The 15,837-nt window shown below is 74.4% G+C and carries 14 protein-coding genes; 12 read left to right on the top strand and 2 right to left on the bottom strand.

Annotated features, from left to right (window positions below; all coding sequences use genetic code 11):
* The first annotated feature begins 44 nt into the window (after positions 1-44).
* The 10 genes from AB0947_RS17625 to AB0947_RS17580 all read left to right on the top strand — a co-directional run bounded on the left by AB0947_RS17625 (position 45) and on the right by AB0947_RS17580 (position 10,959).
* A complete protein-coding gene (locus AB0947_RS17625) occupies positions 45-551 on the top strand; it encodes a nuclear transport factor 2 family protein (protein WP_366751232.1) in 507 nt (168 codons plus the stop codon).
* 243 nt (positions 552-794) lie between these two features.
* Positions 795-1,817 (top strand): methyltransferase, encoded by a 1,023-nt coding sequence (locus AB0947_RS17620; protein ID WP_366751231.1) that lies wholly within the window; start codon positions 795-797, stop codon positions 1,815-1,817.
* Between the two features lie 87 nt (positions 1,818-1,904).
* A complete protein-coding gene (locus tag AB0947_RS17615) occupies positions 1,905-2,825 on the top strand; it encodes an LLM class flavin-dependent oxidoreductase (RefSeq protein ID WP_366751230.1) in 921 nt (306 codons plus the stop codon).
* Between the two features lie 271 nt (positions 2,826-3,096).
* A complete protein-coding gene (locus AB0947_RS17610; RefSeq protein WP_366751229.1) occupies positions 3,097-4,716 on the top strand; it encodes an ABC transporter substrate-binding protein in 1,620 nt (539 codons plus the stop codon).
* 49 nt (positions 4,717-4,765) lie between these two features.
* A complete protein-coding gene (locus AB0947_RS17605; RefSeq protein WP_366751228.1) occupies positions 4,766-5,725 on the top strand; it encodes an ABC transporter permease in 960 nt (319 codons plus the stop codon).
* Positions 5,722-6,657 (top strand): ABC transporter permease, encoded by a 936-nt coding sequence (locus tag AB0947_RS17600; RefSeq protein WP_366751227.1) that lies wholly within the window; start codon positions 5,722-5,724, stop codon positions 6,655-6,657. Before AB0947_RS17605 ends, AB0947_RS17600 begins: the two co-directional genes overlap by 4 nt.
* Entirely contained in the window at positions 6,654-8,585 is a 1,932-nt protein-coding gene (locus tag AB0947_RS17595; RefSeq protein WP_366751226.1) for an ABC transporter ATP-binding protein, read from the top strand. Before AB0947_RS17600 ends, AB0947_RS17595 begins: the two co-directional genes overlap by 4 nt.
* A complete protein-coding gene (locus AB0947_RS17590) occupies positions 8,576-9,628 on the top strand; it encodes an LLM class flavin-dependent oxidoreductase (protein ID WP_366751225.1) in 1,053 nt (350 codons plus the stop codon). Before AB0947_RS17595 ends, AB0947_RS17590 begins: the two co-directional genes overlap by 10 nt.
* Positions 9,621-10,007 (top strand): TIGR03618 family F420-dependent PPOX class oxidoreductase, encoded by a 387-nt coding sequence (locus AB0947_RS17585; protein ID WP_366751224.1) that lies wholly within the window; start codon positions 9,621-9,623, stop codon positions 10,005-10,007. The genes AB0947_RS17590 and AB0947_RS17585 overlap by 8 nt, the downstream gene beginning before the upstream one ends.
* Before the next feature lie 85 nt (positions 10,008-10,092).
* The gene (locus tag AB0947_RS17580; protein ID WP_366751223.1) at positions 10,093-10,959 is read left to right on the top strand and encodes a sulfurtransferase; all 867 of its coding nucleotides are present in this window, start codon (positions 10,093-10,095) and stop codon (positions 10,957-10,959) included.
* Between the two features lie 55 nt (positions 10,960-11,014).
* Here AB0947_RS17580 and AB0947_RS17575 read toward each other — a convergent pair whose 3' ends face one another.
* Positions 11,015-12,646 (bottom strand): LLM class flavin-dependent oxidoreductase, encoded by a 1,632-nt coding sequence (locus AB0947_RS17575; protein WP_366751222.1) that lies wholly within the window; start codon positions 12,644-12,646, stop codon positions 11,015-11,017.
* Between the two features lie 15 nt (positions 12,647-12,661).
* The gene (locus AB0947_RS17570) at positions 12,662-14,140 is read right to left on the bottom strand and encodes an MFS transporter (RefSeq protein ID WP_366751221.1); all 1,479 of its coding nucleotides are present in this window, start codon (positions 14,138-14,140) and stop codon (positions 12,662-12,664) included.
* Between the two features lie 147 nt (positions 14,141-14,287).
* Between AB0947_RS17570 and AB0947_RS17565 the strand changes: the two genes are divergently transcribed.
* Positions 14,288-14,788, top strand: a complete 501-nt coding sequence (locus tag AB0947_RS17565; RefSeq protein ID WP_366751220.1) for a MarR family transcriptional regulator — start codon at positions 14,288-14,290, stop codon at positions 14,786-14,788.
* A 146-nt stretch (positions 14,789-14,934) separates the two neighbouring features.
* Entirely contained in the window at positions 14,935-15,738 is an 804-nt protein-coding gene (locus AB0947_RS17560; RefSeq protein ID WP_366751219.1) for an SDR family NAD(P)-dependent oxidoreductase, read from the top strand.
* Positions 15,739-15,837: the final 99 nt, after the last annotated feature.

Below are 15,837 nucleotides of genomic sequence, written 5' to 3'. Positions count from 1 at the left end.
CCGCCCGCAGACACCCGACCCCGCCCCCTTTGGAAGGGAACGCCATGTCCACCACCACCTCCGTCCCCGCCTCCACCGCCCTGTCCGAGGAACTCCGGGAGCTGCGCGGCCAGGTGTGGCTGCTCACCGACCGCGCCGAACTGACCGCCCTGGCCGACCGCTACCTCGCCCACCTCGACCGCGACCGGGACCGCGACGACTGGTTCGGCTCGGTGTTCACCGACGACGCCCACCTGGTCTTCCCGATGGGCGAGTACCGGGGGACCGCCGGACTCGCCCAGTTCCAGCAGCTGGCCCGCAGCACCTTCGAGCGGACCCACCACCAGGGAACCAACTACGCCGTCGACATCGACGGTGACCGCGCCCTCATCCGGGCCCACCTCACGGCCGTCCACGTCGCACGGGCCGCGGAACCCGGTGCGCACTTCGACATCGGCGGCCACTACGAGGCGGAGGCCGTACGCACCCCGGACGGCTGGCGGCTGCGCCGGTTCGTCTTCGACCTCGTCTGGCACGCGGGCAGCGGCCCGCTGACCGGCGCCGGCCACTGACCGCTCCACCCGACTGCCCCGGGGCACCGCCGGCGGTCCCCTCACCCGGGGCCCCGCCGGCCGCCCCGCCCCGGCCGGCCGCCACCGCGGCCGTGCCCGGCCGCTCTGCCAAGACCTGACGCGAGTTCACCAAAACCTGACACAGGACCGCCTTGAACGGGCCACCCGCAGCGAAGAGGCTTCAGGTGGGACCCGTCGGGTGCGTCCCGGTCCGCTCATCCGGTACTCAGGAGGAAGTTCGTCATGCCGTCAGACACCTCCCGGCTCCCCGCACCCGCCCGCATCCTGACCCTGCTCGCCGGCGGCTGGCTCGCCCAGGCCGTGAGCGCGGTCGCCGAGCTGGGCGTCGCCGACGCGCTGGCCGACGGCCCGCGCTCCGTCCACGACCTGGCCACCGCCACCGGCACGCACGCGCCCAGCCTCCACCGGCTGCTGCGGACCGCCGCCGACGCCGGGCTCCTCGAAGAGCTCGACGACCAGGCCTTCGCGCTGACCGAGCTGGGGCAGGCGCTGCGCGAGGACAGCCCCGGCTCCCTGCGCAACTTCGCGATCTGGACCGGGCTGCCCGCCGAACGCCACGCCTGGACCGGGCTGGCCGACGCCGTGCGCACCGGCCGCACCGCCTTCCCCGACGTGCACGGCGCATCGGTCTGGGACTACCTCGGCGAGCACCCCGACGTCCTCACCGTGTTCGACAAGGCCATGACCGAGGCGTCCCGGGGGATCATCGCCCCCGTCGTGGCGGCCTACGACTTCGGCGCCTTCCGTACCGTGGTCGACGTCGGCGGCGGCCGGGGCGCGCTCCTGGCCGCCGTCCTCGACGCCAACCCGCGGGTGAGCGGCACCCTCTACGACCGGCCCGAGGTGGTGTCCCAGGCCGAGGACACCCTGCGGGCCGCCGGAGTGCGCGACCGGGTACGGCTGGTCGGCGGCGACTTCTTCGACACGGTGCCCGCCGGCGGCGACGCCTACGTCCTGTCCAACATCATCCACGACTGGGACGACGAACTCTCCCGGCGCATCCTGCGCAACTGCCGCGCCGCGCTCGGCGACGACGGCCGAGTGCTGCTCGTCGAGGCCGTCCTGCCGGAACGGCCCCGCCCGACCCCCACGGTCTCCCTGATGGACCTCGACATGCTCCTCGTCGCCGGCGGGAAGCAGCGCACCGCGGGCGAGTTCGAGGTCCTGCTGGAGAAGTCGGGACTGCGGCTGACGCGGATCGTCCCCGGCGGCCACTGCAGCGTGGTGGAGGCCGTACCGGCGTAGGACACCCGCACCGACGGCCGGCGCACGCTGCCGGCCCTCGCCCGACACAGGTCCCCGCTCATCCAGCGAAAGAGGTACGCACCAGTCATGCCAGAACGGCTCGCACGCAAACCGTGGTTCGGATACGGCCCCGGCTCGACCCTCGCCGAGGCCGACGAGATCGTGCGCGGGGTGGAGCACGCCGACCGCGCCGGACTCGACTTCTTCACCGTGTCCGACCACCCCTACTACGGCAGCCGGCTGGAAGCGTACGCCACCCTGGGACTGCTCCTCGGCCGCACCCGCGCCATCACCGGTGTCGTCACCGTCACCAACCTGCCGACCCGGCCGGTGCCCCTGCTGGCGCGTACGCTCAGCACCCTCTCCGCGCTCGCGCAGGGCCGTGTCGTCCTCGGCATCGGAGCCGGCGGTTACTGGGACGACATCGTGAGGTTCGGCGTGCCCCGGCTGGAGCCGGCCGCCGCCGTGCGCGCCCTGGAGGAGGCCATCGGCCTGGTCAGGTCGCTGTCCGGCGGCGGTGCGCCCGTCACCTTCGAGGGCGAGTTCACCCGGGTGGAGGCGCTCGACCCGGCCCCCGTGCCGGCCCCGCCGGTGTGGACCGGCTCGGTCGGGCCCAAGTCGCTGGCCGTCACCGGCCGCCGGGCCGACGGCTGGATACCCGGCAACGCGGCCGACTGGCGAAGCCCCCGCTACCAGGCCTCGCGGCGGATCGTCGAGGAGGCCGCCGTCGCCGCAGGCCGGGACCCCGCGGACATCGCCACCATCTTCAACCTGCCGGCCCGCATCACCGACCGGCCCGTCGACGCGCCACGGGACGAGACCGGACGGTGGACCGGCGGCTCCGTCCGGCAGTGGATCGACGAACTGACCGAAGCGGTGCTGGAGCACGGCGCCTCCGGCTTCGTGTTCTTCGCGGCGGGCGATCCGTCCCGCACCAAGGGCCTGGAACGCTGGACGCAGGAGATCGTCCCAACCGTACGTGAAGCCGTGGCCAAGGAACTGGGCTGACGCACCCCGTATCGCACCCCGTACGGACGCCTCCGCCCCGCCGCACTCCCCGCCTCCCCGGCCCGCACCCCCTCCGGGAGGCCACCGCGCCGGCCCGCCCGCCCGAGCCCCCACGCCAGTCCCCTCCACCTCCCCGCGTGAGCGCCACATGACAGCCCGCGCGAGTCCCCCCACATGCGAGTCCCTGCACCGCGCGCGCCGCGGCACCGCTCGACCAGGGCGGCCCCGCAGGCGTGCGCCGCACGTCGGTACGTCCCAGAAAGGGCCTTGGATGTCCAGAAGCCGAACCGGTCCGAGCCACTCCGACCGGCTGCCCCTCCGCCCGGCACTCGCGCTGCTCGCGCTGGCGCTCACCGCCACCGCCTGTTCCGGGGACGGCTCCGGCACCTCGGCCGGCGGCGCGGCCGGCGCACCGCGCGACGGCGGCACCCTGGTGGTCGGCGCGGAGGCCGACCCCGCCTGCCTCGACCCGCAGCAGACCGGGCAGCTGGCCGCCGTGGACATCACCCGCTCCATGGTCGACACCCTCACCGACCAGGACCCGAAGACCGGCAAGATCGTGCCGTGGCTCGCCAGGTCCTGGAAGCGGAGCACCGACGGCCGCGACTTCACCTTCGTCCTGCGCGACGGCGCCACCTTCAGCGACGGCGAGCCCGTCGACGCCAAGGCCGTGAAGCTCACCTTCGACAACCTGATCAAGCAGCCCGCCAACGGCGCCCCCGCCTACCTACGGGGCTACCAGGGCACCACCGTCAAGGACGCGCACACCCTCACCGTCCGGTTCGACGCGCCCAACGCACAGTTCCTCCAGGCCACTTCGGGCGTCGGTCTGGGCGTCCTGTCACCGGCCACCTTCGAGAAGTCCAACGCGCAGCGCTGCCGCGGCCAGTTCCACGGCTCCGGCCCGTACGTACTGGACCACTACACCGCCAACCAGGAAGTCGTCCTCAAACGGCGCAAGGACTACGCCTGGCCGTCCTCGCTGGACGACAACCGGGGCGCGGGCCACCTCGACGAGGTGAAGTTCACCTTCGTCTCCGAGGCGGGCGCCCGTACCAGCGCCCTCAGCTCCGGACAGGTCCAGGTCGCCAAGAGCGTCCAGCCCACCGACCAGGCGCAGTTCCAGGGCAACGGCTTCCACCTGCTGTCCAAGCCCGCCCCCGGACTGGTGCCCCCGCTCTCCCTGAACCACGTCGGTGCCCTCGCCGACGAGAAGGTGCGCAAGGCGCTGCTGGTGGGCATCGACCGCAAGCAGCTCGTCGACACCGTCTTCAACTCCTCGTACAAGCCCGCCACCAGCGTCCTGGCCTCCACCACCCCCTACTACACCGACGACAGCGGCAAGCTGGGCTACGACCCGGACGGCGCCGCGCGGCTGCTGGACGAGGCGGGATGGAAGAAGGGCGAGGGCGGCATCCGGGCCAGGAACGGCAAACGGCTCACCCTGACCTGGCTGATCCCCGCACCGATGCCGCCGGTGGACGAGTACGTCCAGCAGCAGCTGCGCAAGCTGGGCGTGGACGTCAGGCTCAAGGCCGTCCAGCCCGCCGCCTACGTCGAACAGCAGCAGAAGGGGCGGTTCGACATCACCGCGGTCGCCGTGACCCGGGCCGACCCGGACGTACTGCGCAACATCTTCTACTCCAAGGGCTCCAACCTCTGGCACCTGCCGGCGAGCCGGCTCGACACCTACCTGGAGCAGCAGGCGTCCGCGACCGACGACAAGGCCCGCCGCGAGGCCGTCGCCAAGGCCACCGGCTGGATCCTCGACCACGCGGACACCGTCCCGCTCTACGAGGGTTCCCTGGTCCACGGCGTGTCCGACAAGGTGCGCGGCCTGGCCCTGGACGCGTCGACCCGGCTGAACCTCCACGACGCGTGGCTCGGGTGACGCCGGTGCGCCCTCCACGCGAGGCCGGCTCCACGCCGGGCGGTGCGCCATGACCCCCGCGCGGTACCTCGCGGGACGTGTGCTGCGCGCGCTGTTCGTCGTCTGGGCGGCCTTCACCCTCGCCTTCGCCGCCCTGCGGCTGCTGCCCGGCGACCCCGTCGCGCTCATGCTGAGCGGGCGCGGCGGGTTCGACACCCTCAGCCCGCAGGACATCGCCCGCGCCAAGGCCGAACTCGGCCTGGACCGGCCGCTTCCGGTGCAGTACGGCCACGCCCTCGTGGACGCCCTCCACGGTGACCTCGGCGCGTCGCTGCAGACCGGGCAGCCCGTCACCCGCATGATCGCCGACGCGCTGCCGTCCACGCTGGCCCTGGGCGGCACCGCCCTGGCGCTCGCGCTGACGGCCGGGTCCGCGCTGGCGGTCTCCGCCCACCTCGCGGTCTCCCCGGCGGTGCGGCAACTGCTGCGCTCCCTCCCCGCGTTCGCCGTCTCGCTGCCGTCGTTCGCGGTCGGACTGCTGCTGATCCAGCTGCTGTCGGTCAGGTGGCACCTCTTCCCGTCGCTGGGCGGCACCGGGGCGGCCGGACTCGTCCTGCCCGCCTGCACCCTGGCCATCCCGGGTGCGGCGCTGGTGGCCCAGGTGCTCGGCAAGAGCCTGCACACCGTCCTGCGGGAACCGTACGCCGACACGGTCAAGGCCACCGGCGCGGGCCGGACCCGGCTGCTCCTCGGGCACGGGCTGCGCAACGCGGCCATCCCGGCGGTGACCGTCGTCGGCCTCCTGGTCGGCTACCTCATCGGCGGCGCGGTCGTGGTGGAGACCGTCTTCTCCCGGCCCGGCATGGGCCGGATCACCCAGGCCGCCGTCGCCACCCAGGACCTGCCCGTCGTCCAGGGGGTGGTCGTCCTGGCGTCGTCCGTCTTCGCCGTGGTGAACCTCGGCGTCGACCTGCTGTACCCGGTCCTGGACCCGCGGATCCGGGTGACCGGCCGGCTGGTGACGTCATGAGCGCGCACGGGACGGCACCCGGCGCCGTGGCCGACGGGACCCCGGCCGAGGACGCCGCGCCGGAGCCGTCCGGGTTCGGGGCCGTGGCCGGCCGCCGCCTGCGGGGCGCGATCGACGCCACGGTCCGGAACGTGCCGCGCTCGCCCGGCGCCGTCCTGTCCGTCCTGGTGCTCCTGCTCGTGCTGGGCTGGGCGGTCGCGCCCGAATGGTTCACCCACCAGAGCCCCACCACCGGAGTACCGGCCGAGCGGTTCCGGCCGCCGAGCGGCGCACACCTCTTCGGTACCGACCAGCTCGGCCGGGACGTGTACGCCCGAGTGGTGCACGGGGCGTCCCTGTCGCTGCGGGCGACGGTCGTCGCCATCGCCGTGGCCCTGGTCGTCGGCATCCTGCTGGGCCTGGCCGCCGGATCCTTCGGCCGGTGGGCGGACGCGGTCATCATGCGGCTGGTCGAGGTGATGCTCTCGGTGCCGCCGGTCCTGCTGTCGCTGACCATCGTCGCCGCCATCGGTTTCGGCACCGTCCAGGTGGCCGTCGCCGTCGGTGTCACGAGCGTCGCCGCGTTCGCCCGGGTGATGCGGGCGGAGGTGCTGCGGGTGCGCACGGCCGGCTATGTCGAGGCCACGATCCTGCTGGGCTCCCGCTGGTGGCGCGTGCTGTTCCGCTACGTCCTGCCCGCCGCCGCCGGCCCCGTACTGGCCCTCGCCGCGCTGGACTTCGGGCTGGTCGTGCTGGCCATCGCGAGCCTCAGCTTCCTCGGCTACGGGGAACCGCCGCCCGCCCCGGAGTGGGGCGCCCTGGTCGCCGACGGCCGTAACTACCTCGCCACGGCGTGGTGGCTGACGACCCTGCCCAGCCTGGTCGTGACCGTCGTGGTCCTCGCCGCGAACCGGCTGTCGAGGACCCTGGAGACCCGAGGAGAACGCCCATGACCTCCGCACCGGCCGGGACGACCCGTCCCGAGGCCGTGTCGCAGGACACCCCGGTGCTGCGGATCACGGACCTGCGGGTCGCCTACCGCACGGCCGCCGGGACCCGGACCGCCGTCGACGGCCTCGGCCTGACGGCCGCGCCGGGCCGGATCACGGCCGTCGTCGGCGAGTCCGGCTCCGGCAAGAGCACCACCGCGCACGCCGTGATCGGCCTGCTGCCCCCGGGAGGCCGGGTGGAGCACGGTTCCGTCCGCCTGGAGGGCGAGGAACTGACCGGGCTGAGCGAGCGGGCGTGGCGGGACGTACGGGGCCGGCGCATCGGCTTCGTGCCCCAGGACCCCGGCGTGTCGCTGGACCCGGTCAAGCCGGTCGGCCGGCAGGTCGCCGAGGTGCTGCGCGTCCACCACCTGGCCACCGGGCGGGGCGCCGCGGAACGGGCCGTCGACCTCCTCGCCGGGGCGGGGCTGCCCGACCCCGCCCGGCGGTCCCGCCAGTACCCGCACGAACTGTCCGGCGGCATGCGCCAGCGCGTGCTCATCGCGATGGCGACCGCGGCCCGGCCCCGGCTGCTCGTCGCGGACGAACCCACCTCCGCCCTGGACGTGACGGTGCAGCGGCAGATCCTCGACCACCTGGAGGCACTCGCCGCGGACACCGGTACCGCCGTGCTGCTGATCACCCACGACCTGGGTGTGGTGGCCGACCGGGCCCAGCACGTGGTGGTGATGTCCCGGGCGAGGGTCGTGGAGGCCGGACCGACCCGCGAGGTGCTCGCCGACCCACGGCACCCGTACACGCGCCGGCTGCTCGCCGACGTCCCCCGCCTCACCCCCCGCGCCCGCCCGGCCACCCCGCCGGCGCCACCAGCCACGGCGACGCCGCCCACGGCGGCACCCCCGCCCCGACCGGCACCCGTACCGGCCCCCGTGCCCCGACCGGCCCCCGTGTCCGGAGCGGCACCACCGGCCCCCGCGCCCCGCGCGGCGTCCGCGACCGGCCCGTCCGGCGACCCACCGGATGCCGGCGTGCTGCTGCGGGTGCGCGGTCTCACCCTCTCCTTCCCGTTGCGCGGCCCCGGCCCCCGGCGCCGGCACCTCGCCGTCGACGGGATCGGCTTCGACGTCCCGCGCGGGCGCACCCTCGGCCTGGTCGGCGAGTCCGGCTCCGGCAAGTCCACCACCGCCCGCCTGGTGCTCGGCCTGGATCGGCCCGAGGCGGGCACCGTGGAGCTGGACGGCGTCGACGTCACCGCGGTACGCGGCGCGGCCCGGCGCCGCCTGCACCGCCGCGTCCAGCTCGTGCACCAGAACCCGTACGCCTCCCTCAACCCCCGCTTCACCGTCGAGGAACTGCTCACCGAGCCCCTGCGCAACCACCGCGTCGGCGACCGCGCGCAACGCGCCGCGACCGTACGGCGGCTGCTGGACGACGTCGCGCTGCCGGCGGACGTGCTGCGGCGCCGGGCCGCGGAGCTCTCCGGCGGACAGCGCCAGCGGGTGGCCATCGCCCGTGCCCTCGCCCTCGGCCCGGACCTGCTGGTCTGCGACGAACCGGTCTCCGCGCTCGACGTGACCGTGCAGGCGAGGATCCTGGAACTCCTGCTCGGACTCCAGGAACGCCACCAGATGGCCTATCTGTTCATCTCCCACGACCTGGCCGTCGTCGGACAGGTCAGCGACCGCGTCGCCGTCCTGCGCGCGGGACGCGTCGTCGAGGAAGGCGCCACCGACCGGGTCCTGCGCGCACCCCGGCACCCCTACACCCGCGAACTGCTGGCCGCCGTACCCGGACGGAGGCCCCCGCACACCCCGGACGCTCCGCACACCCCGGACGCCCTGGGGGAGGAACCGGGGGACGAGCCGGGGGAAGCCGCCGCCCGCACCACGCACCGCCACGACCGTCCCACGGAGGACACCTCATGGAGCTAGGCCTCATCACCTTCGGCAGCCTGCTGCCCGACCCGGTCACCGGGACCATCCTCAGCCAGCGGGAACGGCTGCGGGACGTCGTCCGGGCGGCGGCCGAGGCGGAGCGGCTCGGCTTCTCCTGGTACACCCTCGGAGAGCACCACTTCGGGGAGCGGGACGTCATCCCCTCCCCGGCACTGGTCCTGGCCGCGATCGCCGAACACACCTCCACCATCCGGCTGGCCACCGGCACCACCCTGGTCGCCAACCGGGACCCGGTACTCGTCGCGGAGGACTACGCGCTGCTGGACCTGCTGTCCGACGGGCGACTCGAAATGGTCGTCGGGGGTTCCTTCTTCCCCGAGCCGTACGCCGTCTTCGACCAGGCACCCGAGTCCAAGGCGGCCCGCAAACGCGAGAACACCGAACTGCTGCTGCGGCTGTGGACCGAGGAACGGGTGACCTGGCAGGGACGGTTCCGTCCGCCCCTGGACAACGTGCTGGTGCAGCCGCGCCCCCTGCAGCCCCGGCCGCCGTTCTGGATCAGCGGGGGAGTGGGCTCGGAGTCGGTCGGGCTGGCCGTCGACCACGGGCTGCCCCTGGTGGTCGGCACGACGGCGCGCCGCCCCGACGTCTTCGTCCCGGTGTTCGACTCCTACCGCGCGCTGTGGAAGGAGCGGCGGACCGAGCCCACGGGCCGGCTGGGCGCCGCCAGCCATGTGTTCGTCGCCGAGACCTCGCAGGAGGCCCGCGCCCGCTGGGCCCCCTACATCGAGACCTATCTGACGGTGCGGAAACCCGGCGACGTCGGGCCCCCGGCCCCGCCGGACTTCGACACCTACGTCGGCCCCGACGGCCCCGCGATCTGCGGCAGCCCCGCCGAAGTGGTCGACCGGCTCGGACGGTTGCAGGAGCTGTGGGGTCACGACCTGCACCTGCTCGCCATCGACGTCGGCGGCCTGCCGTACGCCGACGTCCAGGCGGCGACGGAACTCGTCGCCTCCGAGGTACTGCCCCAGGTGCGCACCCTGGGGCGGGACGACAGGGTGGCGGCCGGTGCTTGACGACGACGTCCGCGAACTCGCCCTCGCCCGGACCCTGGGCGTGTTCACCACGCTCATGCCGGACGGCGGACCGCAGACGAGCCTCGTGTGGCCGCACGCCGACCGGGAGCACCTACTCGTCGGCACCAACACCTCGCGGCAGAAGTACCGCAACGTGATCGCCGACCCCCGCGTCAACATCCTGCTGCTCGACTCGGAGAACAGCCGCCGGTACATCGAGGTCCGGGCCCGGGTGGTGGACATCGAACCGGGCGAGGCCGCGCTGCGGCTGGCCCGCACCACCTTCGGCAAGTGGACCGGCAGCGAGCGGGTGCGGCAGGCCGAGGGCGAACGGGTGCTGCTCCGGCTGCAGCCCGACCGCGTCCACCGCAAGGAATGACCGCCGGCCGCCCCGGACACGCGCACCACGCCCCACCCGCCGCGACGGCTCCGCCACCGCCCTGATCCGAGAGGAAGACCCCCCCATGACCGTTTCCCCCGCACCGCCTCCCGCACCGCCGTCCGCCGTCGTCGACGCCGGCTGGGTGCGGGAGCACCGCGGGCGGATCGTCCTGGCCGACGTCCGCTGGTACCTGGACGGCCGCGACGGACGCGAGGCACACCTCGCCGGACATCTGCCCGGCGCCGTGTGGGTCGACGTGGACACCGTGCTCTCCGCGCCGCCCAGCGGGTCGGGCGGACGCCATCCGCTGCCCGACGAGCGGGACTTCGCGCGGGCGCTGGGCGCGCTGGGCATCGGCGACGACACGACGGTGGTCGCCTACGACGACAACGGCGGCGCCTACGCGGCACGGCTGGTCTGGCTGCTGCGCCGCACCGGAGGCCGGGCCGCCCTGCTGGACGGCGGTCTCCAGGCCTGGGACGGCGGCCTGGAGACCGGGCCGGTCGTCCCCGCGCCGGCGAGCCGTACCCCGGTGGCCTGGCCCAAGGAGCTCCTCCGGTCGGCCGACGAGGTCGAGGCGTCGCTCGCCGCGGGCACCGCCGTCGTCCTGGATGCCCGTGCCCCCGACCGGTACGCGGGCGCCACCGTGCTGCCCGGCGACGTGCGCTCCGGGCACATCCCCGGCGCCCGCAGCGCCCCCTGGGCCGCCAACCTCACCGCCGAGGGCCGCTTCGCCCCGGCCGCACGGCTGGCCGCGCACTACGCGGCCCTCGGCGTCACCCCGGGCACCGACGTCGTCGTGTACTGCGGCAGCGGTGTCACCGCCTGCCACGACCTGCTGGCGCTGGAACTGGCCGGCGTGCCCACCGCGGCCCTCTACCCCGGCTCGTGGTCCGCCTGGTCGGCGGACACCTCGCGCGCCGTGGCGACGGGCGAGGAGCCGCGGTAGCGCAGCCCCGGGCAGGGAAGCCCCGGGCAGGGCCGGGGGTACACGGCCGCCGGATTCACCAGCCGGTGCCGAGCCGGGCCATCGGTTCGATCAACTCCCGCTCCTCGTAGGCAAGATGGGACAGCAGCGCGTCGGTGAGGAGGTCCACCGCCGCGCGCAGTCCCTCCGGGCGGGCCGCGGCACCCGGCCCGCCCCCGATCCGGGCGACCAGCTCACGGTCGACGCGTTCGATCACCCCGTGGATGGCGTGGTGCTCCTCGGTCAGCCGGTCGAGCACCGGCGCGAGCCGTGCGTCGCCCCGCCGCAGGTGCGGGAAGAGGTCCTGGTCCTCGCGGGTGTGGTGCACGGTCGTGATCCGGCAGTACGACGCGCAGTAGGCGCCCAGCGTCCAGGAGTTCTGCCGCAGGCTCAGTTCCTGGAGCCCCGAACGGGCGGCACCGGGGTCCAGGGTCTCCGCCAGCACCTCGTCGACGATCTCACGCAGCCGCGCCAGGTCCGCGCGCAGCTGGTCGTGGGCGGCGACCAGGTTCCTGGCCGGGGCCTGCCGCGCACGCGAGTAGCGCCGCTGCGGATCGGGGGCGGGGCCGGTGGGCCGGTGCTCCTCGTCCCACAGCCGCTCCTCGCTCAGCCATTCGGCGGGCGCGGGTGTGGGCTCGACGAAGAGGGGGCGTCCGGCCGCCGCACCGTCCACCGCGGCCGGACGCTGCCGGGGGTGCGGGGCCGCGGCCGGCCCGGAGGCACCGGACGCGACCGACGCAACGGATGCAACGGACGCAACGGCCCCGGTGGACCGCGTGGTGGCCCCGGCGGCCCGCTCGCGTGCCGCGGCGACCAGGGCGCGGGTGGCCGGGGCGACCTCCTCGCCGAAGACCCGCAGCAGCTCCGGGTGGTGCGCGGGCAGCAGATAGGCGCTGGTGCCCACCTCGACGGTGAGCGCGGCCAGTTGCTCGGGCCAGTCATGCGGACCGCCCCGGGGGAAGCCGCCCTCCGCGCCGGGCGAGAGGTTGTACAGCCGTCGTACGGCCTGCGGTTCCCGCCCCGCGGCCGCGGCCCCCTCGTCGACGAGCCGCTGGCCCGCGGCGAGGCGGGCCGGCGGCACATGCGGCACGCTGGGCAGCCAGCCGTCCGCCAGCTCGCCGGTCAGCCGCAGCATCCGGGGGCCCACCGCGCCGATCCACACGGAGATGCCGTGGACGGGAGCGGGCCCGGCGGCGGCCCCGTCCAGCGCATAGTGCTTTCCGTCGCTGCGTACCCGCCCACGGCCCGACCACAGGGCACGCAGCACCCCGACCGCCTCCCGGGTGGCGGCCAGGGCCTCACCCGGGGTGCGCCGAGGTCCGCCCTCGGCGGCGATGTCGTCCCAGTACGCCCCCGCGCCCAGTCCGAGTTCGACCCGGCCGCCGCTGAGCAGGTCCAGGCTCGCGGCGGCGCGGGCCAGGGCGGCGGGCGGCCGCAGGGGGAGGTTGGCGACATTGGGGAAGACCCGGATCCGGGAGGTGACGGCGGCCATGCTCGCCAGCACCGTCCACGCGTCCAGGAACTCCGGCCGGTAGGGGTGGTCCGGCACGCTCACCAGGTCCAGCCCGGCCCGCTCCGCCGACCGGGCCGACGCCACGGCGTCGTGCGGCCGTCCGGAGGCAGGCACCATTACGGCACCGAAGAGCAGGTCGTGCCCGTAGTCGGTCATGTGCGTGGTCCGTCCTCAGCTCGCGGCGGGGCCGCTGGTCTCGGGCCGGGGTCCTGCCGCGGCCGGCTTCGCCGGGGTGCGCCACAGTGCGCCCGGCCCGGAGAGCGCGGCCAGCGTGGCCACGCCCAGGGCGATCGCGGACATCACGAAGGCGGTGGTGTAGCCGGACTCCGCCGGCAGGCCGCTGCCGGCGAGGGTGTGGGAGGCCACCAGCGAGGCGGACACCTGCGCGCCCAGCGAACCTCCGATGGTGCGCATGATCGTGTTGATGCCGGTCGCCTCACCGGTCTGCCGGGGGTCGACCACGGCGACGACGAGGTTGGCGAGCGCCGCGAAGGCGAAGCCGACGCCGATGCCGAGGATGCCCGAACCGACGTACAGCGCCCACTTGGTGTCATGGGCCCCGGCGTACACGGCGAAGCCGACGACGCCGATCAGGCAGGCGAGGACGAGGGGCAGCTTGAAGCCGACGGCGGCACCGATGCGGCCCGCGAGCGGACTGGCGACCAGCATGGTGGCCGCCATGGGCACCATGAACAGTCCGGCTCCGGTGACCGAGGCGCCGAACCCGTAGCCGGCCTGCGGAGGTGTCTGGGCCAGCAGCGGCACCAGGGTGAACGCGCCGTACATCCCGAAACCGATGATGAGCGCGGTGGCATGGGAGGCCGCCACCGCCGGACGGCGCAGCAACTCGATGTCGATGAGCGGTTCGGACAGTCGCCGCTCCACCAGGACGAACACCGCGAGGAGCAGCACCGCCGCCACGAAGAGAGCGATCACGCCCGCGGACGCCCAGCCCCAGGACTTGCCCTCGCTGATCGCGAGCAGCAGGGCGACGACACCCGCGCTGAGCAGGGCGACACCGGTCCAGTCGATCCGCCCGGGGGAGCGGACGGGCGACTCCTCGACGAAGGCGACGACGGCGAGGACGCCCAGGACGATCACGACGAGGCCCAGCCAGAAGATCCAGTGCCAGTCCAGGGCGTCGACGATCGGGCCGGGAATGACGAGCCCGACGCCGAATCCGATCCCGAACGTCGAGCTGATGAGCCCGATGGCCACGGGCACGCGTTCGCGCGGGAACTGGTCGCGGACGATGCCGAACGCGAGGGGGAACGCGGCCGAGCCGACCCCCTGCACGGCGCGGGCGGCGATGAGCAGCCCGATCGAGTCCGACAGGGCCGCCAGCAGCGTCCCGACGGCGAACACGGTGAGGCTGGCGACCAGCACGCGCCGCTTGCCGAACATGTCGCCGACCCGGCCGAGCAGCGCGGTGGCCACCGAGGCCGTGAGGAGGAAGGCGCTGAGCACCCAGGAGACCACGGTGGTGCTCACGTCGAACTCCCGCCGCAGGTCCGGGAGCGCGGGCACGACCATCGTCTGCATCAGGGAGAAGGAGAGCACGGCGATCAGCAGGGCGGTGAACGGGGCCGCGACGCGCCGCCGCCCTTCCGTGACCGGCGGATGGGCCGGGGTGGTCGTCGGATCGGTCATGGGAAGGTCCTCCGCTCTGATCGGCAGGCACGGGGGCGCGGGCGGCCCGCGCGCCGAGCACCGGCACTCGCGAAATCGTGTCGTGTCGTAATGATTACATTGCGACATGCTTACGTCCAGTGGCTTTCCGTGGTTATGCTGCGCTCCATGAACGACGCCTCGGACTGCGGACCGCAGACCCCCCGGCCGGACACGGAGACCCGCCCGCCGAGCCTGCTCGCGCTGCCCTCCTACCTGGTCAGCCATGTCGCCCGGCTCGGCCACGACGTACTGATCGCCGCGGTCGCGGAGCACGGCCTGAGGCTCCCGCACTTCGCCGCGCTCACGGCGCTCGCCGACTTCGGCCCGCTCCCGCAGCACGTCCTCGCCGACCGGCTCGCCCTCAACCGCAGCCATCTGGTCGGCTACCTCGACACCCTGGAGCAGCGGGACCTGGTCCGGCGCACCCGCGACCCCGCCGACCGCCGGCGCCAGGTCGTCGAGCTCACCCCCGGGGGCGAGGACCTGCAACGCCGGCTGCTGGTCGTGGCCGAGCGCTCCCAGGAGGCCTTCCTGCACGACCTGTCCCCGGCCGAGCGCGCCACCCTGATCGCCCTGCTGCGCAAGGTCCTGGTCGCCGAGGACCACGGCGCGCGGACCGGAGGCTGAACCCGCACCCCGGCACACCCCTCCGGGACACGCCGTCCACCCCTCCCGGGACCGGGTCGATCTGACACGTTCCCGCAGCACGGCCTTCACGCGAGCCCGCCAGAATCGGGGGCGACTCCCCGTCCTGAACGAGAGGTCGTCGACCGATGGGCAATGGAACGCACTCCCTCGCCGGCAAAGTGGCCGTGGTCACCGGCGGGGCGGGAGGGATCGGCGTCGCCACCGTGGAGGCACTGGCCACGGCCGGTGCGGACGTCGTACTCGCCGATGTCGCCGAGGCGCCGACCCGGGCCGCCGCCGCGGAACTCGCCGCCAAGGGCCTGTCGGTGGTCGGGCACACCGTCGACATCGCCTCGGAGGACAGCGTCAAGCGCCTGGTGGACTTCGCCGTGGACACCTTCGGCGGCATCGACGTACTGGACAACAACGCGGCCCTGACCTCGGCGATCCGGCAGGACCGGGACGTGGTGTCGATGTCCGTGGAACTGTGGGACGAGGTCCTCGCGGTCAACCTGCGCGGCCCCATGCTGCTGTGCAAGCACACCGTGCCGGTGATGATCGAGCGCGGCGGCGGCTCCATCATCAACATCACCAGCGGCCAGGGCCTGTCCGGGGACCGCGTGATGGTCGCCTACGGCAGTTCCAAGGGCGGACTGGTCGCGCTGACCCGCTTCGTGGCCGCCGCGTACGGCACGGACGGCATCCGCTGCAACGCCGTCGCGCCCGGACTGGTCCGCACCCCGGCCCTGGAGGCGGACATGCCCGTGCCGGTGCAGCAAATGTTCCAGAGCGCGAACCTCATCCCGCGACTGGGCACCCCGGACGACGTCGCCCACCTGGTGACCTTCCTCGCCTCCCCCGCCGCCTCCTTCATCACCGGGCAGGTGCTGTCCGTGGACGGTGGCTTCCTCTCCCACCTGCCCACGCTCTCGCCGCTGCCGCCGCGCTGAGGACGCGGCGGGCCGGAGGCGTGCGGCCCCGGAGCGGGCGAGCGAGGAGTGGGCCGAGGCGCGCGGCCTGGAACCGCTCGCGTACCTGACCGCGTACGA

The organism is Streptomyces sp. NPDC047841, from assembly GCF_040704085.1.
GTDB classification, from domain to species: Bacteria; Actinomycetota; Actinomycetes; order Streptomycetales; family Streptomycetaceae; genus Streptomyces; species Streptomyces argyrophylli.
Note: the sequence above shows the minus strand (reverse complement) of the source record. Positions and strands in the feature narration are given on the sequence as shown.